This is a genomic window from Youngiibacter fragilis 232.1 (assembly GCF_000495435.3).
GTDB classification, from domain to species: domain Bacteria; phylum Bacillota; class Clostridia; order Clostridiales; family Clostridiaceae; genus Youngiibacter; species Youngiibacter fragilis.
On sequence record NZ_AXUN02000208.1, the window covers coordinates 1 to 22,524 of the forward strand.

At 48.5% G+C, this 22,524-nt stretch carries 21 protein-coding genes; 17 read left to right on the forward strand and 4 right to left on the reverse strand.

The genetic code is table 11. The features are described from left to right. Positions 1–316 precede the first annotated feature (316 nt). The 13 genes from T472_RS15870 (at position 317) to T472_RS15930 (ending at position 14,175) form a co-directional block, all read left to right on the forward strand. Positions 317–1,051: a GntR family transcriptional regulator gene (locus T472_RS15870; protein WP_023388470.1), complete on the forward strand. Its 735-nt coding sequence runs from the start codon at positions 317–319 to the stop codon at positions 1,049–1,051. A gap of 19 nt (positions 1,052–1,070) precedes the next feature. Continuing rightward, on the forward strand, positions 1,071–2,252 hold the full coding sequence (locus T472_RS15875; RefSeq protein ID WP_023388471.1) for a BMP family lipoprotein: 1,182 nt from the start codon (positions 1,071–1,073) through the stop codon (positions 2,250–2,252). 20 nt (positions 2,253–2,272) lie between these two features. Beyond that, entirely contained in the window at positions 2,273–3,850 is a 1,578-nt protein-coding gene (locus tag T472_RS15880) for an ABC transporter ATP-binding protein (RefSeq protein WP_023388472.1), read from the forward strand. After that, complete coding sequence (locus T472_RS15885) at positions 3,840–4,910, forward strand: ABC transporter permease (protein WP_023388473.1); 1,071 nt, start codon at positions 3,840–3,842, stop codon at positions 4,908–4,910. The genes T472_RS15880 and T472_RS15885 overlap by 11 nt, the downstream gene beginning before the upstream one ends. After that, positions 4,907–5,824: an ABC transporter permease gene (locus T472_RS15890; protein ID WP_023388474.1), complete on the forward strand. Its 918-nt coding sequence runs from the start codon at positions 4,907–4,909 to the stop codon at positions 5,822–5,824. Before T472_RS15885 ends, T472_RS15890 begins: the two co-directional genes overlap by 4 nt. Further along, on the forward strand, positions 5,817–6,383 hold the full coding sequence (locus tag T472_RS15895; protein WP_023388475.1) for a cysteine hydrolase family protein: 567 nt from the start codon (positions 5,817–5,819) through the stop codon (positions 6,381–6,383). Before T472_RS15890 ends, T472_RS15895 begins: the two co-directional genes overlap by 8 nt. Then, the gene (locus T472_RS15900; protein WP_341372056.1) at positions 6,364–7,329 is read left to right on the forward strand and encodes a carbohydrate kinase family protein; all 966 of its coding nucleotides are present in this window, start codon (positions 6,364–6,366) and stop codon (positions 7,327–7,329) included. The genes T472_RS15895 and T472_RS15900 overlap by 20 nt, the downstream gene beginning before the upstream one ends. Before the next feature lie 22 nt (positions 7,330–7,351). After that, positions 7,352–8,113, forward strand: coding sequence for a nucleoside phosphorylase (locus T472_RS15905; protein WP_023388477.1), 762 nt, complete (start codon positions 7,352–7,354; stop codon positions 8,111–8,113). Then, positions 8,106–8,900, forward strand: a complete 795-nt coding sequence (locus T472_RS15910) for a BtpA/SgcQ family protein (RefSeq protein ID WP_023388478.1) — start codon at positions 8,106–8,108, stop codon at positions 8,898–8,900. Before T472_RS15905 ends, T472_RS15910 begins: the two co-directional genes overlap by 8 nt. A gap of 1 nt (position 8,901) precedes the next feature. After that, on the forward strand, positions 8,902–10,065 hold the full coding sequence (locus tag T472_RS15915; RefSeq protein ID WP_023388479.1) for an iron-containing alcohol dehydrogenase: 1,164 nt from the start codon (positions 8,902–8,904) through the stop codon (positions 10,063–10,065). Beyond that, positions 10,065–10,778 (forward strand): tryptophan synthase subunit alpha, encoded by a 714-nt coding sequence (locus T472_RS15920; protein ID WP_023388480.1) that lies wholly within the window; start codon positions 10,065–10,067, stop codon positions 10,776–10,778. The genes T472_RS15915 and T472_RS15920 overlap by 1 nt, the downstream gene beginning before the upstream one ends. A 300-nt stretch (positions 10,779–11,078) precedes the next feature. Continuing rightward, positions 11,079–12,686, forward strand: coding sequence for a PTS transporter subunit EIIC (locus T472_RS15925; protein WP_023388481.1), 1,608 nt, complete (start codon positions 11,079–11,081; stop codon positions 12,684–12,686). A gap of 88 nt (positions 12,687–12,774) precedes the next feature. After that, positions 12,775–14,175 (forward strand): Sapep family Mn(2+)-dependent dipeptidase, encoded by a 1,401-nt coding sequence (locus T472_RS15930; protein WP_152975190.1) that lies wholly within the window; start codon positions 12,775–12,777, stop codon positions 14,173–14,175. On the opposite strand, the gene T472_RS15935 is transcribed toward T472_RS15930, so the two are convergent. After that, a complete protein-coding gene (locus tag T472_RS15935; RefSeq protein WP_023388483.1) occupies positions 14,172–14,651 on the reverse strand; it encodes a PTS sugar transporter subunit IIA in 480 nt (159 codons plus the stop codon). The two genes, T472_RS15930 and T472_RS15935, sit on opposite strands and share 4 nt — an antisense overlap. Positions 14,652–14,921: 270 nt before the next feature. Here T472_RS15935 and T472_RS15940 point away from each other — a divergent pair, with 270 nt between their 5' ends. Further along, positions 14,922–15,638 (forward strand): ribulose-phosphate 3-epimerase, encoded by a 717-nt coding sequence (locus T472_RS15940; protein ID WP_023388484.1) that lies wholly within the window; start codon positions 14,922–14,924, stop codon positions 15,636–15,638. 53 nt (positions 15,639–15,691) lie between these two features. Next, positions 15,692–16,297, forward strand: coding sequence for a YitT family protein (locus T472_RS15945; protein WP_023388485.1), 606 nt, complete (start codon positions 15,692–15,694; stop codon positions 16,295–16,297). A gap of 17 nt (positions 16,298–16,314) precedes the next feature. Here the strand turns inward: T472_RS15945 and T472_RS15950 are convergent, their stop codons facing one another. Both T472_RS15950 and T472_RS15955 read right to left on the reverse strand, forming a co-directional pair. Beyond that, complete coding sequence (locus T472_RS15950) at positions 16,315–17,871, reverse strand: BglG family transcription antiterminator (protein ID WP_023388486.1); 1,557 nt, start codon at positions 17,869–17,871, stop codon at positions 16,315–16,317. Positions 17,872–17,885: 14 nt separating this feature from the next. Next, on the reverse strand, positions 17,886–18,521 hold the full coding sequence (locus T472_RS15955) for a transaldolase family protein (RefSeq protein ID WP_040907948.1): 636 nt from the start codon (positions 18,519–18,521) through the stop codon (positions 17,886–17,888). A 307-nt stretch (positions 18,522–18,828) separates the two neighbouring features. Between T472_RS15955 and T472_RS15960 the strand changes: the two genes are divergently transcribed. Together T472_RS15960 and T472_RS15965 are read left to right on the forward strand one after the other, a co-directional pair. Continuing rightward, complete coding sequence (locus tag T472_RS15960) at positions 18,829–19,980, forward strand: iron-containing alcohol dehydrogenase (RefSeq protein WP_023388488.1); 1,152 nt, start codon at positions 18,829–18,831, stop codon at positions 19,978–19,980. A gap of 1 nt (position 19,981) precedes the next feature. Next, the gene (locus T472_RS15965) at positions 19,982–20,800 is read left to right on the forward strand and encodes a Cof-type HAD-IIB family hydrolase (RefSeq protein ID WP_023388489.1); all 819 of its coding nucleotides are present in this window, start codon (positions 19,982–19,984) and stop codon (positions 20,798–20,800) included. 105 nt (positions 20,801–20,905) lie between these two features. Here T472_RS15965 and T472_RS15970 read toward each other — a convergent pair whose 3' ends face one another. Next, entirely contained in the window at positions 20,906–22,195 is a 1,290-nt protein-coding gene (locus tag T472_RS15970) for a hypothetical protein (protein ID WP_023388490.1), read from the reverse strand. Positions 22,196–22,524: the final 329 nt, after the last annotated feature.

Here is a 22,524-nt window from a genome sequence, read left to right on the forward strand (position 1 = left end):
AACTATTCTGACACATAGGGTTACCTTCTTTCATCAATAGTTCCTTATACAATTAGAAGGCACATACATCATTTGCGCCTTCAGAAAGTAGTTATATACATCTACTTAAATCATGTTCCGATCGTATTGTTAGTTTACAGCACTAAAATATCAAGAATACATAGATTCTCTTTATATTTTACCATCTGCTGTCAATATCCACAAGCTTCAAGCAGGCTAAAACAATAAGCAATTTCTCTTGACTTATGGAAACGACTTCTTTATTATCATAAGTGGATATATCAACATAACGACATATTGATAGGAGGTGTTAAAAATGGAAAGAGAATATGAAATGGCTCCCAAGTATTTTGTGGTTAAGAAAAAGCTGATTGAGATGATCAACAGTGAGGCTTTCAGCGACAGCGGGATGATACCCAGTGAGCGGGAACTGATGAAGATGTTCAACGTAAGCAGGATAACCGCGAAGCGTGCGGTTGATGACCTGGTTGGCGAAGGGTATCTGTTCAGGGTCCAGGGCAAGGGTACTTTCATACGTGAAGAGGAAGCTAAGCATGACCTGATCTCAATAATGAGCTGTACAGAAGATATCGTGAAGATGGGAATGGTACCTACAAGGAAGCTTATTAGCCAGGAAGTCATCGAGGCTGACAAGAGAAGGCAGAAAAGGCTTCATCTTGTAGCTGGCGATAAGGTACTGATGCTGAAGAGAGTGTATTATGCTGACGGAATGCCGGTTAACTACACGATCGCATACCTGCCTATAAAGATATTTCCGGGAATCGAGGAATATGATTTTTCTAAGGAATCAATCTATAACATCCTGGAAAGCAAATACAACGTAAAGATAACCTCCGCTACAAGGACACTTGAGGCTGTGCTGGTCACCGATGAGGTTGCAGAGCTTTTGGAACTAGACCAGAAAGAGCCAGTGATTCTCTTCAGGGCAATAACACTGGGGATAGTAAACGGAAGAGAGATTCCAATCGAGACATTCAAGAGCTACTACAGGTCGGATCGGTTCAAATTCTATATCAATCAGACAAAATAATAAGATGGGGGAAAGAAAATTGAAGAAAACCGGACTAACAAGGAAACTCGTCGCTGTATCAGTAATGCTTCTCATGATGGTATCGTTTGTCGCATGCGGAACCAAGGCTCCAGAGACCAAGGATATGGGAGTAGCACTCATAACATCTGCAGCAGGCCCGAATGACAATGGCTACAATGCATCAGCAATCAAGGGACTGGAGAAGGTAAAGAAAGACCTTGGACTTGAATACAGGGTGGTAGAAAGCTCAGATGTACCAGGAAGCCTTGCAGAGCTTGCAAAGGCTGGCTACAAGCTCATATTCTCACTTGAGTACAACTTCGATGCACTTATCAATGGAGTCGGAGGCGGAAAGCCAATAGCAGAGCAGTATCCGGATACCACATTCGTAATCTTCAACGACAATCCTAATGTCAAGGCAGACGGAAGCGTTAAGCACAAGAATGTCATATCAGTACTCTTCGACGTACACCAGTCATCATTCCTTGCAGGAGCTTTGAGCGTCCTCGTCAATGAGAATGCTGCAACACTGTTTGACTCAACCAAGTACAGCTTCACTTCAGGAGATGAAGGAAGAAAGCTTGGATTCTTCGGTGGAACAAAGTCCAATGGCATAACAGTATTCGGATACGGATATGCAGAAGGCGCAAATTATGAGGCTGCAAAGCTTGGAGTAAAGTACTCCTACATAAGCGACTACAACGTAGGTTTCAGTGATTCAGCAGCAGGAGCGACCAAGGCTAACACATACTACTCGGACGGGGTGAACATAATATACTCGGTAGCAGGAGCGGTAGGCGACGGAGTCACATCCAAGGCCAAGGAAGTCAAGAAGCTTGCCATAGAAGTAGATGCGAACAAGGATGCGAACCTGCCTGGTTACATACTTACAAGCGTACTCAAGAACACAGAAGTACCTGTATACACGATCTCAGAGAAGTACAAGACCGGCAAGATGGCAGACGTCACTGGAAAGGTAATATCCTATGACCTTGGCTCAAAGGCTACAGGAATAACAGACCTTGCAACAATAGAAGCAGCAGTACAGGCATCAGGCAAGGCAAAGTGGGAAGAGATAAAGAAAGAGATCACAGATGTTGCAGCTAAGATAGCGGCAGGAACAATAAAGGTTACAAACGCACAGGCAGGAGAATCATTCGACAAGGCTAAGCTTACGAATGTCATGATGCCAAACGACTAAAGGCTGAAGAAGGAGATAGTATGTACAAGATCGAAACCGTAAACCTGGTTAAGAAGTTCGGAGAATTCACGGCAAATGATAATATAAGCATTGGAATCAGGAAGGGTGAAATAACTGCGATCGTCGGAGAAAACGGAGCAGGAAAGACGACCTTAATGAACATGCTCTACGGTCTGCTGCAGCCAACAAGCGGTAAGATCCTTATCGATGATAAAGAAGTACAGCTAAAGTCTCCAGTCGATGCAATAGCAAACGGGATAGGAATGGTGCACCAGCATTTCAAGCTGGTGCCCAGCCTTACCGTATATGAGAACATAATGCTGGGTACGGAAATCACAAAGGATGTATCATTCGGCGGCAAGAAGCTGAAAAGCCTGTTCGTGGACAATGCAAAGGAAAAGGAAGAGGTAAGGAAGATAATCGACTACTACAAGTTCGACCTCAATCCTGAAGACAAGGTAGAGAACATCTCAATAGGAGCAAAGCAGAGGATAGAGATACTCAAGATGCTCTACAGGAATGTAGACATCCTCATATTTGACGAACCGACTGCGGTACTTACACCACAGGAGGTTGATGAACTTCTGGAGAGCTTCAGGGAGCTCAAGAAGCAGGGCAAGACAATAATCCTCATAACGCACAAGCTGCGTGAGGTTATGGAAGTAAGCGACAGCGTAATAGTGATAAAGCAGGGAAAGATAATCGGGGCCAAGGAGACAAAGGACACCAATGCATATGAGATAGCAACCATGATGGTCGGAAGGCAGGTAGTGGAGAACGTGAACCTTAACAGGAATGCATCAGGTAAAGCCAAAGTCATCTATGAACTTAGAAACATCGGCACAGAATCCCAACCGGGAAAGAAGTGCCTTCAGAATATCAGCCTGAAGATCCACGAAGGAGAGATACTCGGTATAGCTGGAGTAGAAGGGAACGGCCAGAGCGAGCTCGTGAAGGTCATTACAGGACTCATGGAATCAACAGAAGGTCAGATCTTCCTGGACGGACACGAGGTAACCAACCTTTGGCCAAAAGAAATAAGGAAGTCAGGAATAGGCATAATACCAGAGGACAGGTATGCACAGGGTCTGTGCGTGGACATGACCCTTGATGACAACTTCATAGCTGGACACCATGACAATACGGAATACTCAAACAGGGGATTCCTTAAGTTCAAGGAAATAGAGAAGATATCGACCAGCCTCATCGACAAGTACGACATAAGGATCTCTGAAAGGACCGCCAACGTCTCATCACTGTCTGGAGGCAATGCACAGAAGATAATAATAGCCAGGGAGTTCGAATCGAACCCCAGCCTTCTGATAGCTTCACAGCCAACAAGGGGCGTTGACATCGGCTCCATAGAGTTCATACACAGCAAGATACTTGAGCTGAGGCAAAGGAATAAGGGAATACTCCTCATATCAAGCGAGCTGTCTGAGATCATGAACCTGAGTGACAGGATAGCCGTAATGTACAAGGGCCACATCATAGGAGTGGTCGATGCGAATAAGACGACAGCAACAGAGCTAGGGCTGCTCATGGCAGGAATAACCAGGAATGTTGCAGATGTATTGGAGGACAAGGATGAAAACTGAAAAGATGATGAGGTCATTGCTTGGAATCCTCATTCCGGTGCTGTCAGCCTTCCTGCTCGGAGCAGTGCTCATACTTGCAATAGGCGAAGACCCGATAACGACCTACAGGATAATGATAGAGAAATCACTTTTCGACCCGGAGGGAATATTAAAGACCCTTCATCTGGCATCGCCACTCATACTTACAGGCCTTGCCATAGCCATAACCTTCAAGGCTAATATCTTCAACATGGGAGTTGAAGGCGGTGCTGTGCTTGGCGGATTCTTCACAGGAGTTGCAGGCTTCTCCCTTACAGGGCTTTCTCCGATAGTCCATGTGACCATATGCCTTATCGTAGGAATGGTGACAGGCATGATCTATGCCCTGGTGCCAGCCATCCTCAAGGCATACTTCAAGGTTGATGAGATGGTAGTAACCCTAATGCTGAACTATGCTGTTGTGGTACTGGTCAAATACCTGTCCCAGGGAGTATTCAGGGACCCAGCTTCAGGATATGTGGCTACCTACGCCATAAGCGACACGGCCATGTTCAACAAGATGTTCGGCTCGAATCTAACCATGTTCTTCTTCATCTCCATAACAGTGTTCGTGATCCTCTATGTGGTATTCAAGAAGACCAAGCTCGGTTATGAGATCACAGCCATAGGAAAGAATCCGGAGTTTGCAGAAGCAATGGGAATGAAGGTAAGCACCAACATCATAAGGATCATGCTCATAAGCGGAGCACTCAGCGGACTTGCAGGTGCTGGCTACCTCATGAGTGAAAAGTACAGGTTCACCCTGGACTTCTCAGGAAATCCGGGACTCGGATGGGATGGAATGCTCATAGCGCTCCTCGGCAGCCATAATCCTGTTGGTGTGCTTATAGCATCGGTATTCTATGCTGCCCTCAAGACAGGAAGCGAATACATCGGGATCTATACCAATGTCCCTAAGGACATAGTGGCGATAATACAGGGAATACTCATACTGTTCCTCTCAGCTAAGTTCATATTCGAAAGGCTTAAGATAGCAGGAAAGATAAAGTCAGAAGCTGTAAAGGAGGGTGGGAAGGCATGAACCTTTTAGGAAACATACTGTATGACACGATTTATCACAGCACTCCCATAATACTCGCAGTACTGGGCGGACTGTTCGCGTACAAGGCGAATGTCCTTAACATAGGACTTGAAGGCATGATAGTCATGGGAGCATTCTCCAGTTCCCTTTCAATACTTCTGTTCGGGAACTTCTACCTAGGCATGATAATTGCGGTAGCCTGCACGCTGATAGTCGGTTTGATATTCTCTCTATTCAGCATAACCCTCAAGAGCAACTTCATAATAACAGGCTTCGGGCTCAATATCCTTGTAGCGGCGATAGGCACATTCACACTAAAGTTCATGAAGCTATCGAACATAAACCTGAGCCAGATCATAAACGTGAATGACATGAAGGTAGCCATACCGGTAGTTGACGGGATACCGATACTTTCAAGTATCCTCAGCAATCACACGATAATAACCTATGTTGCATTCCTTCTGATAGCAGTGGTCTATGTGGTACTGTACAAGACCAGGTTCGGGATACATCTTAGGGTTGTTGGAGAGAATGAGGAGGCTGCAAAGTCAGTCGGACTCAAGAGCGATATGCTGAAGTATTCATCGATACTGATTGGTGCAGTACTTTGCGCACTTGCCGGGATCAACCTCTCAGCAGAGAGGATGGCCCTCTACACTGACAACATGGTGGCAGGAAGAGGCTTCATAGCCATTGCAGCCATATACTGCGGGAAGGCACACCCTGTCAAGTCATCCATATACGCCATACTGTTCGGACTTGCGAGGTCACTGGCGATCAACCTTGGATTGTATGCAGGACCAATATCAGGCCTGTTTGACATGATACCATACATAATGATAGTACTGGTGCTCCTCTTCGTTTCATCAATGGAATCCAAGAAGACCAGACTGAGGGGGTTCAGAAATGCGTAATACAGCGCTGCTTATAGTAGACATGGTAAAGGACTTTACAGACCCTGAGGGACTTGTATTCTATCCGCAGAACAGGGAAGTCCTGCCCAAGATAAAGGAAGTACTTGAGGAATGCAGGAAACACGATGTCCTGGTAATATTCTTCAGGCACAGCTACAGGAAGGACAAGTTCGACAAGAACCTCATCAACATGAGACCCAATTGCATAGAAGGCTCAGGCGGAGATGAGATAGACAGCATGCTTGAGGTGGATGAGAAGAAGGATTATGTCATAAGGAAGAGAAGATACAGCGGATTCTTCGGAACTGACCTTGACCTGGTACTCAGGGAAAACAAGATAGAGAATGTCATAGTGGTTGGTACAAAGACAAACTGCTGCATAAGGGCGACAGTTACAGACGCCTACTACAACGACTACAATGCGTATGTGGTATCCGACTGCGTTGCAACAAATGACGAGGTGGTGAACCAGGTCCATCTTACGGACATCAGGAAGTACTTCGGCAAGGTGGTAACCTCGGAGGAACTCTACGACCTTCTTGGAAAAGGGGAGCTTTGACATGTATGATGTGGTGACAAGCGGGTACATGAGCATCGACAGGATAGTGAAGGTTGATTCTCCGCTCAAGGTAGGACGTACCTCGATCATACTGAACTCGGACAACACTAGGCCCTATTACGGCGGATGCCCCATAAACGTATCATACATAATGGCAAAGCTCGGGATGAAGCCTCTGCCTATCCTCAGGGTAGGAGAGGACAACGACACCTTAGGATTCCTTAAGTACCTTAAGGACGCGAACGTGCCTTTAAACGGCCTGAAGACTATAGAGAACGAATCATCCTCCAACTGCTACATAGTATCGGACAGGGACAACAACCATGTCACCATATTCTATCCCGGTGCCATGGATGCAAAATATGCTTCTGAGCTTCCTGACGAGTACTTTGAGGATACAAGGCTAGCCCTCATCACAGTCGGCTCATATAACGACAACAGGGAGTTCTACTCCAAATGCCAGAAGTACGACATACCCATAGTCTTCGGTACAAAGCTTGACTATGATGCGTTCCCTGTAAGCTTCCTAAAGGAGATACTCCTAAGCAGCAAGATCATCTTCTCCAACGAGAATGAGAGGGAAGAGATCAACTCTCTTTTGGGAATAAGTGAAATAACAGAGCTGTTCAAAATGGGTAAGGCTGAGCTGATTGTTACCACCCTTGGAGAACAAGGAAGCGAGTTCTTCGAGAAGACGGAAGGCGGCATAATCCACAAGAACATAAAGGTATGCCCTGCAAAGAACTTTGTGGATGCTACCGGAGCGGGGGATTCATACATCGCAGGCTTCCTGTACGGGTATCTCAAAGGGTATGGTACTGAAGCCTCATGCCAGATGGGCAGCGTAATGGCATCATTCATAATCGAGGCTGTGGGATGCACGACAAATGCGCCGGACCTTGCAAGATTCAACCAGAGGCTTGAAGAATACAAAAGAAACCTATGACTTTTGATTGAAAGGAGAATTTATGTCAACACTATATCTAAAGGCAGACAAGGAAACAATCTCAAAATACGTGATATTCTCAGGGGACCCGTGGAGAGTCGAGATGCTTCAGAAGCTACTGGATGATCCTAAACATATAGCCTTCAACAGGGAATTCAATACATACACTGGAACATACCATGGAATACCAGTGACAATATCCTCTACAGGCATAGGAGCGCCATCAGCGGCCATAGCCATGGAAGAGCTCTATGACTGCGGCATGGAGGTCGCCATAAGGATGGGAACAGTAATGGGACTGAAGGACGGCATGCTTGGAAAGCTTCTGATACCTAACGGGTCAATGAGGATGGAATCCACAAGCGACACCTATGTGCCGAAAAGCTTCCCTGCGGTTGCGAACATTGACCTTGTGAACTGCATGAACAGGTCGGTTACCATGAACGGCAGGGAATATATTAACGGGATAACCTGCACCATGGACGGCTTCTACAGCCAGATGAGGGAATCACGGCTTTCGAAGAAGATGGATACGGACATCCTCAAGACCTTCGATGACATCTCAAGGTACAACATATCGGGTGTTGACATGGAGACAAGCTGCATGCTCGTACTTGGAAGCCTGATGGACATCAAGGTCTGCAGCGTGACAATGACTACTGTGCTCAAGAACCTGAAGGAAGTACTGCAGGGGGAAGCGAGGACCAAATCGGAAGAGGACCTCTGCAAGATAGTGCTGGATGGAATAGAGATCTACCACAAGGGAGGAAACGGGATTGGCTAAGCTGGATTTTTCAAAGAAACCTGTAATAGGAATGGTACATTGCCTTCCGCTTCCTGGAACTATGAAGTTCAAAGACAACATGGAAGAGATATTCGAGCAGGCGATAAACGATGCGGTCACCCTTGAGAAAGCCGGAGTTGACGCAATTATCGTCGAGAACATGGGTGACGACCCGTTCGGTATAGAACTTGATACTGCCCAGGCGATAGCCCTGGCTGCAATAAGCACGAGGATAAGGGACAGGGTAAGCCTTCCCATAGGTATTGATGCTGCAATGAATGACTACAAGACCTCGCTTTCAATAGCCAAGGCAATAGGAGCGGATTTTGTAAGGATACCTGTGTTCGTGGACACAGTCGAGTTCTATGGCGGGATAATAACCCCATGTGCCAGGGAAGCGATGAACTACAGGAAGAGCATAAACGCTGAAGATGTAATGATATTTGCCGACATACAGGTAAAGCACACCCACATGGTGCTTCCTACTGTATCCATTGAGGATTCAGCAAGCGCAGCCATAAGCTGCGGAGCGGATGCGATAATTGTGACAGGAACACACATAGGCAAGGAAACACCAATGGAGATAATAAAGAGGGTAAAGGCAATATCCTCGATACCTGTAGTCATAGGAAGCGGAGTCAAGCCCGCAAACATAAGGGAGCAGCTGAAGGTAGCTGATGCCGCAATAATAGGCTCAAGCCTCAAAGTCGGAGGAAAAATCGAGAACCCGATATCCTACGACCTCACAAAAGAAGTAATCGACGCGAAGAATCAGGAGAGTGAATGATATGATGAGACCGATGAAGCTTGCCGGCCAGGAATTGATGTTCGGGCAGGGGTGCCTGGAGCATCTGAGGACAGTGAAGGCCAGCAGAGCTGTCATAGTAACTGGCGGATCCAGCATGAAGAAAAGCGGAATGCTGCAGAAGGTAGTGGACTACCTTAAAAGCGCAGGAATTGAGAGCGAGGTGTTCTCAGGAGTCGAACCGGATCCGCTGTTCAGCACTGTCATGAAGGGTGCGGACATGATGAAGAGCTTCCAGCCTGACATCATAGTAGGGTTGGGAGGCGGCTCAGCCATGGACGCAGCAAAGGCCATGTGGATCTACTATGAGAACGAGGGATTCAAGGAGCTTTCAGACATACTGCCTCCAAATGAGTTTCCGAAGCTCAGGAAGAAGGCAAGGCTCATATGCATACCTTCAACCAGCGGTACAGCCAGCGAGGTAAGCAGGTCAATAGTCATAACCGAGGATGGCACCCATACCAAGTTCGGGATAGGGAACATGGAGATGATGCCTGACATAGCCATACTTGACCCTGAGGTCACACTCAGCATGCCAAAGGGCATAACTGCCGAGACCGGTATGGATGCGATGACACATGCCGTTGAGGCATGGGTGTCAACAAGGGCTAATTATGTCAGTGATATCCTGGCTGAAGCTGCCATTAAGGACATAGCGGTATACCTGCCAAAGGTGATGCAGGACCTTAACAACGTAGAAAACAGGGAAGTTATGCTGAATGCCTCCATGACAGCTGGAATGGCGTTCACGAACGTATCCCTTGGTATAGTGCATTCCATGGCACATACCTTAGGAAGCGTGTTCAGCAAGTCCCACGGGCTCCTTAACGCCATACTACTCCCATACGTCATCGACTTCAACAGTGGTGAAGGATGGGCAAAGGATAAGTATGACAGGCTTGTGAGGTCAATGGGACTTGAAGGGGACCTTTCAGCTGTTGTAAGGAACCTTAACAGAAATATGGACATACCTGAATCATTAAATGCGATAATCAGGGATGAATACAGGTTCAAGGAAAAGATCGAATACCTCATAGACAGCGCCCTGGCGGACGGCTGCACCAAGACCAACCCTATCATCCCCACAAGGGAGCAGATGAGGGAACTGTTCTTTGAGGCATATTACGGCAACAAGGCAGGTATATGATGAAGCTGATATGTTATTTGTCCAACGGATACCCGACTATCGAAAAGAGCATAGAGATGTCGCGAATCTATACCGAAGCAGGCTGTGATGTAATTGAGGTAGATTTCCCGTCACGCAACCCATACCTTGAAGGTGAGTTCATTGCTGGGAGAATGAAGTCAGCCCTGGAAAACTGCAGTGACTATTCAAAGTACATGGAAGGGATAGCAAGGATCAAGGATGAGAATCCGGGCACACCACTCCTTGTGCTCGCATATGACAACACTGTTGAGGAGATAGGGGAGGAAGCCTTTGTAAGGTTCTGCCTTGAAAATGGCCTTACAGACATGATCTATGTCGGTGACAACATGGGACTGCAGAAGAGGCTGATCGACAGCGGGCTAAAGATATCCTGCTATGTACAGTTCCATATGCCTGAAAATGAGGTTGAGGCAGCAAGGAACTCTAACGGGTTCGTGTACCTCCAGGCAAAGCCCATGACAAACAACATCGATCCAAATTATCCAACGCTCAAGGACTGCATAAGCCACCTCAAGTCTATAGGTATCGAAAGGGAGATCTATGTAGGAGTGGGCATAAGGGATGAAGAGGACATCAGAATGGCCAGGGGATCAGGAGCAGACGGAGTCTTCGTAGGAAGCACCATACTGAAGCTCCATGACAATACTGCGCTTCTGACAGATACCATCAGGAAACTCAAGAGTGCGACATAGCAACTGAAATATGATCCATAAATCAGTCAGCTCTTCTCAGGATTGGGAAGGGCTGTTTGCAATTGCTTATATGGATATTATGAAAGGGGTCACATGTGTTTCCTGCATCCATGGAATCGCACCTCCAAAAGGTACACGGTCAGGATGGATACGGATGACCTGACCTCAGCAGATTACCACCTTGAAATGGCAATTTTTGTGCACATCCGTTGTATTGTAAACGAAGTACAACGTCAATATAATGGGTTACGAGGATTGAATTATAAGTAATTTGTAAACGTTTGGAACGGAGGAAAAATGATGAAAGGTAAAAATTCTTTAAGGGGCAGACTTCAGACATTTTCAGGGGCGATGATGGTGCCGATAATCCTGCTTGTCATTGTAGGATTCTATGTAGGTATCGGAAGCGCGTTCACCAACTACATCCTTCCTGAAGGGAACATTATCCATACGGTATTCTCAATGGTCACTGGCATAGGCTTCATGATAATGAGATACCTTCCGCTTTGGTTTGCGGTAGGCATAGCATTCGCACTTTCCAAGAAGGAAAAGGGCTGGGGCGCACTCGGCGGACTCTTCATGTTCTTCGCACTCATAACATCAATTTCAAAGTATGCCGGAGCCATGGGCTGGAATGCTACTACAACTTCTGTTGAGAATCTTATTGCGTTAGGCTACACTCCGGAGAATGCGATGAACTTCAACTCACTCTGGACCACCTTCGCAGGAATATTCACATTCGACATGGGAATCTTCTCAGGAATAATAAGCGGTATGGTAGCCGCGTGGGCGAACAACAAGTGGTGTGAGAAGGAATTCCCGATGATGTTCTCATTCTTCTCAGGAACCAAGTTCGTCATAATCATGCTTTCACTCCTTGCGATACCAGCTGCAATAGCAACCTACTACATCTGGCCGGTAATAGCAGGCGGGCTCCAGTACCTGACACACTTCATAACAGGGTCAGGACTCATAGGAACCTTCGTCTTCGGAACACTTGACAAGCTGCTGCTTCCATTCGGAATACACCATCTCATCGCGTTCCCGATAGAGTACACCAGAGTCGGCGGAACCATGATGATAGATGGAGTGCTCTATGAGGGAGTAAGGAACATAATCAACGGGCAGGCTGGATCAGCTGCGGCAGCAGGCTACATAACAAGGAACTTCACTACAGGAAGGGTACTCTTCCAGCTTGCAGGGCTCCCCGGAGTAGGAGCGGCGCTCTACTTCACGGCAAGGAAGGAAAACAGGAAGAAGGTCCTCTCAATAGTGCTTCCAGCTGTCATCACGATCATGATGGTCGGAATATCAGAACCCATTGAGTACACATTCCTCTTCGTAGCACCTGCACTGTTCTTCGGAGTGTATGCACCTCTATGCGGACTCGCATATGTCATAGCGGAGCTGTTCCAGATATCGATAAACGGAAATGCACTGTTCTTCATGATACCGAACCTTCTCCAGCCGCAGAAGGTGCACGCTCTGCCGCTTCTGTTCCTCCTTCCGGCAACATTCGCACTATACTTCTTCATCTTCAAGACCCTTATCCTGAAGTTCGACCTTAAGACACCAGGAAGGGCAGTAGAGTCAGAGGAAGACATCAAGCTCATGAGCAAGAAGGAATACAACGACATAAAGAACGGTACTAAAGATGCAGTGAGAAGCCTCCACAATGAAATTGTTGATGCATTCGGCGGAGCATCGAACATAGTGGAAGTGTCAAACTGTGCAACAAGGCTTAGGGTGACAGTAAAGGATGCGAACCTCGTGGTAGACGACGCATACTGGAAGAACAGCCTTGAGGCACTTGGAGTAGTCAGGAACGGAGTATACTTCCAGATAATCTACGGAACAAGGGTAACGACACTTGCCACAAAGGTAAAGGACGTACTTGAAATAGCATGAACTGAAAAATGATGCATTGGGATTGGGTGGCAGAGTCACCTGATCCTTTTGCAGTTTGATACAGAATGAGAGGAGGTCATCCTTGAGAATGGAAAATGGGAATTTTGTGAGAGACTATTTCAAGGCTGAATTCGAGGAAGAGAAGAAGGATATATTGGAGACCATCGGAAAACTTGTTGCGGTGCCGTCGGTAAGGGATGAAACGACAGCAGGGGCATCAAGCCCTTTCGGTGAAGGAATAAGGAAGGCGTTTGATGAGATAATCTCGTTTGCGAAAGGATCCGGCCTGGCATGGAAGGACCTTGACGGATACGCTCTACATGTGGAGATAGGGGAAGGGGATGAGGTAGTCGGGATACTGGCCCATGCGGACGTGGTTGCTGCAGGCGATATCAGCTTTTGGAACACCGATCCTTTCACTGCCACGGTCAAAGATGGCTTCATGTACGGAAGGGGCATAAATGACGACAAGGCTGCCATTGCAGGGGTATTGCATTTAATGAAGCTCATTAAGGAGTCAGGATGGAATCCTAAGAAGAGGATAAGGCTTATAGTCGGAGGTGCTGATGAGACAGCCTGGGAATGCATGGAGCATTACCTTTCAAAGGAACAGGAACCTGCAGCGGCATTTTCACCCGACTGTGACTTTCCTGTGGTGAACTGCGAAAAGGGAATAATAAGGGGAGTGCTGAAGGGGAAGGTCAGGCATGAGACAGGCGTACATTCAGCTCTTCTGGATATCAGTTCTGAAGAGAGCTTTGACAATATGCTCCACAGGATTAAGGTGAAGATAGCGGGAGATGAAATGACCGACCCGATCCTCACACATGCAGGCTTTATCCAGTCAGAAGGAGCTTTAGAGAAGACTTATGAGACCGGAAAGGTCCAGTCAAGGAATCCGCAGAGATCGGTAAATGCCGCATTTTCAATGCAGGAGGAACTAAGGCAGCTGTACCCTTACGACCCGGTGGTCGAAGAGGTCTCATCCTTCATCCGTAAATGGTTCCCTGACCTGCCTTATGGTGACAGCATAGGAATCGCCCATTCCGATGAAGAGACAGGAAGGCTGTCCATGGCCTTGTGTCATCTTAACCTTAAGGACGGAGAGCTCAAGGCGGGCTTTGACATAAGGTACCCCAACGGGGTGGATGAAGAGGGGCTGGTAGAAAGGCTGAGGGAGCTGGCGGAAGCTGACGGTTTGGACCTTGAGATAGTGAAAATAAGAAGAAGGCTCTACCATTCACCGGAAAGCGAACTGGTATCGAAGCTCCTTGACTCCTATGAGTCAGTGACGGGAATAAGGCCAAAGCCGGTCACAAAGGGAGGGGCGAGCTACTCAAGGGCACTCAGGAACTGCGTGGGTTTCGGGCCCACCTTCCCGGGTGAAGTTCCCGATTCACACGGGCCTAACGAAAAAATAGACCTTCAGAGCTTCTTTAAGGCTCTGGAGATCTATTTCGAAGCCATATTGAGACTTGGCTCAGGCTAGGGCCTGCAGGTGATGACATGGGTTACACCCTGCTTCAGTGCGGTGCCTGAAGGTTCAACCCTTATAGACTTCAGTGAGTCGTGATTTGTAACAAGGACAGGGCTTATGAGGCTGCAGCCATGGGACAGGAGCCTTTCCCTGTCTATCCTTATAACGGGGGTTCCTGCCTTGATGTGGGTGTCAGGGGATACAAGCCTTTCGAAGCCTTCACCCTTAAGGTTCACGGTATCGAGGCCGATATGAACGAGGACCTCGATGCCGCTCTCGAGCAGCATGCCGAAGGCGTGGTTTGTCTCGAAGATGAAGTTGAGGAAGCCGTCTGCAGAAGCGACAAAGGTGTCACCTGTGACATCGATTGCGATACCCTCACCTGCCATCTTCTGTGAAAAGACCGGGTCCTTGACATCCGAAAGGTCCACCAGGATGCCGTCTGCCGGGGAGACCAGATGTATGCCTTTATTAAGAAACTTGAACATGTCTATCCCTCCAAAGTAAATAAACCTGATTCTACAGGAGCAGGCGGAGAGGTTCAACCGAACATACGAAACAAAAGTGTAAGGAACAAAGTGGCAAAGCCTGATTATTCAATGTTTACCACATTCAAAAGGCATGTTTCGTAAGTGACTGGAGCGTTGACTGCCAACGGTTTGAAGCGGTAAGATTTACACATGGACCTGTAATTCAATTCTCAGGATCAGGAACAGAAGATAGCGAATTTCAATACTGTAAAGTATCCAGGAGGAATCATGAAACACATTAAGATAGCGGCAGGACTTGCACACGTTAACTACGGACACATAGCGGCGGTTGTTGAAGAGGCGGTAAATGCGGGAGTGGACTATGTACATTCGGACGCGGCTGACATGTACAACCTCAAGAACATGCAGCTTATGGGAGGACATCAGATAATAGAGGGGATAAGACCTGTCACTGAAAAGCCCATCGAGTGCCATATCTACACCACTGAAATAGACAGGCTCTTCATAGAGAAGCTTGCAAAGGTCGGCTGCAACATGCTCATAATCCCGGCGGAGGAGTTCATAGGGGCACCGCTTGCATACATCATAAACTACTGCAGGGAGTTCGGCATGAAGATCGGACTTACGGTTGGCTGCTACGCACCTTTATCATTCGTTGAGGAGTCGATATACGACATTGACAGGCTCCACATAGTGACCCACGGTGTTGACGAGACGGACGGCCAGGAAAACTGGGGCTGGAGAAAGAGCGTCACACATATGGTGAAGAGGGCAAGGAAGATGATCGACGAGAAGAACCCGAGATGCGAGCTTGCCATAGACGGCGGACTCAGGCATGACAACATGGACCTCCTTGTAGAATGCAATCCTGACGTCATCATACTCTCATCAGCGATATTCAGGGACAAGGATGGAATAACAGCAGGCGTAGAGAAGTGCAGGAAGGCGATTGATGCCGCTGCAGCAAGGTACGGACTGGAGTAGTCACGTCCAGGGTTTCTTATGGCCTCGGGCCAGGTAAGGATATGGGAGATACGATGAAAAAGGAAATAATCACAGATTATGTGCTGATTACAATTGCAAGCCTCCTGATAGCGCTGGGAGTCAGGCTGTTCTTCGGTGAACACATGCTGGCACCCGGCGGCATAACGGGCATGTCGATCGTCGTGAACGCACTGACGGGACTGCCCATGGAGGTTGTGCAGTTTGGCATATCAGGGCCGCTCCTGGTCCTTGGGATGATATTCCTGGGGAAGAGCTTCGGACTCAAGACACTGTACATCACGTTCATGGGACCCCTGATCATGAAGCTGATACCACAGACCCACGTGACAGACAGCCTGCTTGTCGCTTCTCTTGCAGGAGGAGCTCTGGTAGGGACTGCCATAGGGATCGCGATACTTAGAGGCTGCGCAACAGGCGGAACAGACCTCATGTCCATGCTGATCAACAGGGTGCTGAAGTTCATGAAGCTTCCGACCATCCTGTTCATCCTGGACGGTACTGTGGTTGCGGCATCAGGGCTGATATCAGGAGACGTAAGGGTCGCGCTCTTTTCCCTGGGAGCACTGCTCACCATAATCAGGACAATAGCCTTTGTGACCAGCAGGTTTTCACCTGCTGAAAGCACAGCGGCAATATGAGAAGAACACACTGCCGGTCATTTGTTGATCGACAGTGTGTTCTTTTCTGAGTAGATCTTCTTTATTATCGAATCAAGCCTCTGTATGTCCTGCTTCCTCAGAAGAGGTGAGATGTTGATGGTGTCCATGTCCAGCTCAAGCTTAAGGGGTACGGTGGAGATCACAAGGTCCATGCCTTCCAGGTCTGACTTCCTTAGGAAGGTGGACGACCTGGAGACCACTATGTCCAGCTTGTTGAACTCATGTGTAAGCTTGTTCCGAAGGAGCTTTGACTCCCCGGTGCCGCCATGGCATACGAGGGCGGTCCGAAGAGGCCTCTTGGCCCTTTCGATGGCTGAGGCAAGGTGAAGGGTAAGATATCCGATCTCATCATCTCCGACCTTTGAACCCAGGTACTCCTCGAAGGCACCTATCGAGCTCTTCACAACGCTGAAGGTGTTCGGATAGTACTTCATTATCTCATCAAGTATGGGGTTTACAACTGTAAGCCCGAACCTGATCCGTGTTATTACCGGCTTCAGGTGGAGTATGAGGGATGAGAAGAGCTCCTCGTCATCAGAGACCCTGATGGAGAGCGTCCTTTCCCAGCGGCTCATGAGTGACCTTGCCAGCTCCACGAGACCAGATATGTCAGGGTCACCGTTATTTGCCGCATACCGGCTCAGGGCATCGAAGTCGTTGGTCTTGGAGCACTTGATGTACATGGTGAGGTTCAGTACCTCATCCTCAGGTATCAGGGTTCCGAAGACATCCATGAGCCTTGAGCATATGTCCCTTGCTATGGAATACTCATATGACTCCCGCAGCCTTTTCTGGTTGCTCTTCTGGACCGTGATGTAGTGGTTGACCGATATCCTCTTGAGCATGACCGCAAGGTAGACAAGTATGACAAGCAGCGACTCATCAGCCATGTTGTACCTTATAAGGCTTTCGGTTGACAGAGCCGTATCCCTCAGCAAAGGGAAGTCGATGTCTATGATCTCCTTGAAGATCTTAAGGGGAGGGGATGTCATATTCATCTCCACATCATCGCTGCCAAGGATGTCCTTTAGCTCCATGTAGCTCTTGTTGGAGCATATGAGAAGGAGTATGGCACGCCTCAGGTCCTTTTCTGCCGCAACGAGCCTCAAGCCGTAGTTGGACTTCCTGTAAAGCTCCAGCCCGTTCCTCCTGAGCCAGGCGTCCACGTCGTAAAGGTCCTTGTGTACGGTAGCCCGGCTGACATGGAGCGTGGTGGCAAGGTCTTTAATCCTTAACCTCGAACCTGAGGTGAAAAGCTTGACGAGCATGTAGTTGACACGGTCCTCAGGTGAGTAGGCTTCCACCATGTGGGACTTTATCGCAAGGTCCTCCATGACCCTTAGCTTTACCGACTCTTCACCCCGTATCGCGATTCCCACACCGGCCTTCTTGTCCAGCTTCAGGTCAAAGTCCTTCAGCCACTCCTCAAGGACCATCAGGTCGTTCCTCACCGTCTTGTTGCTGCAGTCGACCGCAGCGGCAATGGAATCGACAGTCATGTATTCATTTTTGCTTAAAAGCTGTTCAGCTATTTCAATAAGCCTCTGGTTCATATCTTCTCCTGATCCTAAAGCATCTTCCAGTCAGATTCGAAGCCCTTTGCGCCGTTGACTGAAAGGTCGCTGTATATTGCCTTTTCGAGAGTGTCGAAGTTGATGGCTGCATAATGGGCTCCGGAAAGGGCAGCCTGCCTAAGGTGGTAGACATTCTTTATTGATGCGGCAACAACTCTGGTATGGTATCCGTTAAGCCTGATGACGCCGCATATCTCCTGAAGCACGCTGATTCCGTCATGCCCGTTCTCGTCGTTCCTTCCGATGAACACGAAAAGGAAGTCAGCACCTGCCTCCATAGCGAGTGTTGCCTGGTTGAGGTTGAAGATCAGCGTTGCGGCAGTCCTTATGTTCCTCTCCTTAAGCATCCTCATCAGCCTCATGCCTTCCCTTGAAAAGTTGACCTTTATTATTATGTCAGGCCTGATCCCTGCAAGGGCTTCAGCCTGACTAAGCATCTCCTCGGCGGTCTCTCCGATGACCTCCGCGGTAAGCAGCTTGTCAGAAAGGTCCTTGAAATGGCCTATGAAGCTGTGGAGTGAAACCTTGTTCTTGAGGTACATGCTGGGATTTGCGGTTATGCCGCTTACACCCATACCGATTGCAGATTCAATTTCACTGATGTTTGCACTGTCTATAAGATATCTCATATCATTCCCCGCCTTGATCTTGATTACCGGCAAGGACCTGTCAGGTACCAGCCGGATTTGTACGTTTCTCCATTATACTGCAGGGGATATGGGATTTCAGACCTGTGCCCGTAACTAAGTTTACCACAATAATGAGGAACAAAGTAGTCATGGATGCGCAGGAGCTGTTTGATACCAGATGTTTTGATGGCCTGATGAAAAGGTTTTGCCACAAGTATGAGTGAATTATTTTAGTGGATGCCTGTATTGAAGACAAAAGTCGTACTGCTTAAAATCAAAGCAACACCAAATTGCAGGAGGGAACAGAATGTTCAGATATCATCAGCCTACAATCATCCACTTCGGGAAGGGAGAGCTAGAAAGGCTCGCTGAAGTGGCATCACGTTACGGTTCAAGCTGCCTGCTTGTCACGACTCCCAACGAGGCACCTCTTGACAAGCTGTTTGACAGGGTCAGGTCAATACTTAACAATGGCGGAATAAGGGCGATCCAGTATGACGGGGTCATGCCCAATCCAACGGTCGCGATAGTCGAAGAAGGGCTGTCACTTGCCATGGCAGAGAAGGTTGATTTCATACTGGCTGTAGGCGGAGGATCCAGCATAGACACGGCCAAGGTCATCGCACTTAACTACGGGGTGGAGAAGATAGACTGGGATAAGATGTTCTCTGAATTCACCAATCCATTCATGACCTATGGAAAGGTATCACAGTCAGCGCTGCCGCTTCTCGCGGTACCGACCACATCCGGAACAGGAAGCCAGGTAACCCAGGCTGCGGTTATCTCCAGGGGTACCGACAAGAACACGATATTCCACCAGGATAACTTTCCTGTGGAGTGCATAATAGACCCTGAGCTTATGGCTACACTCCCGCCCAGGATCACTGCGTCAACAGGATTCGATGCCTTCACCCATGCCTTTGAAAGCCTCATCAACAAGAGGTCCTCGCTGTTTACGGAGCTTCAGGGGATGAAGGCAATGGAGCTTGTGATAGAGTACCTGCCGAAGGCACTGGAGGACGGAAAGGACATATCATACAGGGAGATGCTGTCGATGGCTGACACATTGGCAGGAAGCAGCCTTGCAAATGCAGGGGCGGCTGCGCCCCATCCACTGGGAGAGATAATAGGCGGAGTCACGCACATATCCCATGGGGAGACACTTGCCGTCGTATTCCCGGCGTATGTGAAGAACGCATGGAAGGACAACGTGGCTAAGTTCGCCAAGGTGTCCAGGCTGTTCAACAGGAGCTATCTTGTTGAATCGGATGAAGTGGCAGCGGAAGCCCTTCACGATGAGATTGTAACATTCCTCAAGGTAATCGGACTCAACAGGAGCCTTAGCGACCTTGGGGTGAAGCTCGAAGAATTCAACGCTATACTTGAATCCCCTGTGCTGGGATTCCTGCCGTTCGGGGGCAAGGACGAGCTTCAGGAGATCCTGAGGCAATCATACTGAGATGATAAGGCTGATCTGCATAGACCTAGACGGAACGCTTCTCGATGACAGGTTTGAGATCCCCGGAAGAAACAAGGATGCCATACTGTCAGCGCTCGATATCGGGATAAGCGTCGCGCTGGTTTCAGGACGTCCATACTGCATAACCAGGTATTTCGCTGAAAGCATAAGCGACAGGGTATATCCTATAGGCACGAACGGCACGTATTTCAGGAACGGCACCATGAGATACGGGAAGAAGCTGGAAAGAAATGAAATTAAAGAGATACTTGATACAGTCGAAAAGCATGACCTTACCATACAGTTCAAAGGCTCAGACTTCATGACAAGCAACAGATATGTGGAACCGGACCACCAATACAGGCTTATCAACAGCAGGGTGACAGAAGACAGGCAGATGAGGATCTATGAATCAGCTGACAGGGAAACCATACTGAACCTCTCTGAAGAAGGAATATTCAAGGCCATCTGCTTCAACAGGGATACATGCAAGAAGGATGCCGTAATAAAAGCGAAGAAGGAACTTCAGGATTCGGGCAGGTTTGAAGTCGTAAGCTCACATGTCCAGAATTTCGAGGTGATGAAAAAGGGCTCATCGAAGGGGAAGGCAGTCGAAGTGCTCGGAAGCCTCCTCGGTATACCAAGGGCTGAGGTCATGGCCATAGGGGACAATGAGAATGACCTGTCCATGTTCAGCGCTGCAGGGCTCAGGATAGCAATGGGAAATGCCAGCGAAGAGCTTAAGCTGAAGGCTGACCATATTACGGGCAGGAATACGGAATGCGGAGTGGCTGAAGCCATAATGAGGTACTGCATGTGAAAAGCGGCCTCCGGATGATGGAGGCCGCGTTTGCGGTACTTCTGCCTTATCGCATCCTGGAAGGAGCGACAGGCGGGTGCTGCAGTTAACTGATGAAGCTGCCTGTCAAACCTGTCCATGCCACCTTTCGATATGCGCAGAGTGCGTATCAAGGTATGAACCGGGCTTGTAGAACGTGTCATAGAACCCGGTGTCCAAATGGTGTGCCTGAAGGTATGGCATTGCAAAGATTGAAGAAACTGTTCCGGGGAACTTGCCGAAGGTGTCGTATACATATTGCGCCTGGATAGAAACACACTCCAGGAATGCTTCACTGTGCCTCTGGGCTGAAGACCTGACCTTTCCGGAATCCTTCCACGGACCCGGGGTAAGGGGGCTGAAAGGACCGCCTTCACCGAATTTTCGCCTGTAGACTGCCTCTACGGCGGCACGCATGTCGGGATAGTGTGGAGGGCAGAAGCCTTCCATCACCCCTTCAAGTCCTGTGACGTTCGGAAGGCTCCAGCGCTCATCCACATCGAACCTGAATCCAAGGCCAGGGACATCAGGGTCCCCGCTAGCTCCAAGAAGGCTGTGGGGGCTCACGCCGTCGAACATCCAGCCGCCAAGACCCATGGCCTGAAGCATGAGGGCGCCTGCGAAGCAGCTGGTGGAAAGCTCCGCGGCGGCTTCGCCCATGGTCAGCTGCTCTACGAAACTGAGGGGCCAGACATTTTCGGTGTCGACTATGCTGCCGAACCTTTCGATGCCGGGGATCGGACACCTGTTGATATCGTCATATAGGACATAGTTGTTCTGAAGCATATAGCAAAGCCCTAGGATCATATGCTGTGCAAGGTCAGCGACCGGGATCACCAGGGTGGTGCCCGGATGGTTCACAACCCAGGTGTTGTGCGCCTCGATATGGGGGACCGCAGGAGGAAGCTTAAGCCTGCCATCCTGTATCTTCCGTATCCTTTTCCTGACATCATCTATCAAGTCCACGATCTCGAGATGGCCGTCAACGGAGCGTTCAGCGAAGGCGGGGGCATCACGGTTATCAAGAACATAGACGCCGTTGTCATCGGTAAAGAACAGCATGCTTGTATGGAAACCTGCTGCTGACGGGAAGGTCCGTCCTCCGGCAGCCCCGGCGTAATTGGAAAGGTGAGGGGCATACAGGTCGGCCCTGCAGATCATGTGGTGCCAGCTTGTATTGCCGGCACAGGCACCAACTACCAGAAGGTTCTCAAGTTCAGTAAGCGGCAATACGCTATGGCCGGACTTGTATGCGAATACTCCGTCAGGAATCTCCGCCCCAAGGAAAAAGCGGCGGGAGCGCCTTCCGAGCAGCGCTTCAACCAGACCGAACTCCATCATGTCCTTGAAACCGGGTGGCAGGTTAGTATTTGACATCTTGGATCCTCCTTTCATATATCCACAGACTTGGTACATGCTTGACAGAAGGGCAAGGCAGAATGGCCCGTGAAGGGTCCCAAACCGCCTGTGATAAGAACAGTATAGCATTGGACATGATTATTTGTGAATATTCAGAAAAATTAACGGAAAGTTTGCCATGGCATTCTGTTCTGATGGAAACAGCTGATTATCGGCCTGTGTCTGCATAGTAATTCATTATATATTGATTAAAAGATAACAATGCCAAGGGCATCTCATGAAGTATGCCAAAATGACAATATAGGGATAAAATTATAACTAAATTAAGGTTAATTGATAAAGTAACT

What these genes read in the sequence shown, in the direction of transcription:
- T472_RS15950 (WP_023388486.1), bottom strand. Translation starts at nt 17,871, where the DNA reads ATGAACCAGAGGCTTATTGAAATAGCTGAACAGCTTTTAAGCAAAAAT.
- T472_RS15965 (WP_023388489.1), top strand. Translation starts at nt 19,982, where the DNA reads ATGATAAGGCTGATCTGCATAGACCTAGACGGAACGCTTCTCGATGAC.
- T472_RS15890 (WP_023388474.1), top strand. Translation starts at nt 4,907, where the DNA reads ATGAACCTTTTAGGAAACATACTGTATGACACGATTTATCACAGCACT.
- T472_RS15930 (WP_152975190.1), top strand. Translation starts at nt 12,775, where the DNA reads ATGGAAAATGGGAATTTTGTGAGAGACTATTTCAAGGCTGAATTCGAG.
- T472_RS15885 (WP_023388473.1), top strand. Translation starts at nt 3,840, where the DNA reads ATGAAAACTGAAAAGATGATGAGGTCATTGCTTGGAATCCTCATTCCG.
- T472_RS15945 (WP_023388485.1), top strand. Translation starts at nt 15,692, where the DNA reads ATGAAAAAGGAAATAATCACAGATTATGTGCTGATTACAATTGCAAGC.
- T472_RS15925 (WP_023388481.1), top strand. Translation starts at nt 11,079, where the DNA reads ATGAAAGGTAAAAATTCTTTAAGGGGCAGACTTCAGACATTTTCAGGG.
- T472_RS15905 (WP_023388477.1), top strand. Translation starts at nt 7,352, where the DNA reads ATGTCAACACTATATCTAAAGGCAGACAAGGAAACAATCTCAAAATAC.
- T472_RS15940 (WP_023388484.1), top strand. Translation starts at nt 14,922, where the DNA reads ATGAAACACATTAAGATAGCGGCAGGACTTGCACACGTTAACTACGGA.
- T472_RS15955 (WP_040907948.1), bottom strand. Translation starts at nt 18,521, where the DNA reads ATGAGATATCTTATAGACAGTGCAAACATCAGTGAAATTGAATCTGCA.
- T472_RS15920 (WP_023388480.1), top strand. Translation starts at nt 10,065, where the DNA reads ATGAAGCTGATATGTTATTTGTCCAACGGATACCCGACTATCGAAAAG.
- T472_RS15935 (WP_023388483.1), bottom strand. Translation starts at nt 14,651, where the DNA reads ATGTTCAAGTTTCTTAATAAAGGCATACATCTGGTCTCCCCGGCAGAC.
- T472_RS15970 (WP_023388490.1), bottom strand. Translation starts at nt 22,195, where the DNA reads ATGTCAAATACTAACCTGCCACCCGGTTTCAAGGACATGATGGAGTTC.
- T472_RS15895 (WP_023388475.1), top strand. Translation starts at nt 5,817, where the DNA reads ATGCGTAATACAGCGCTGCTTATAGTAGACATGGTAAAGGACTTTACA.
- T472_RS15915 (WP_023388479.1), top strand. Translation starts at nt 8,902, where the DNA reads ATGATGAGACCGATGAAGCTTGCCGGCCAGGAATTGATGTTCGGGCAG.
- T472_RS15880 (WP_023388472.1), top strand. Translation starts at nt 2,273, where the DNA reads ATGTACAAGATCGAAACCGTAAACCTGGTTAAGAAGTTCGGAGAATTC.
- T472_RS15870 (WP_023388470.1), top strand. Translation starts at nt 317, where the DNA reads ATGGAAAGAGAATATGAAATGGCTCCCAAGTATTTTGTGGTTAAGAAA.
- T472_RS15960 (WP_023388488.1), top strand. Translation starts at nt 18,829, where the DNA reads ATGTTCAGATATCATCAGCCTACAATCATCCACTTCGGGAAGGGAGAG.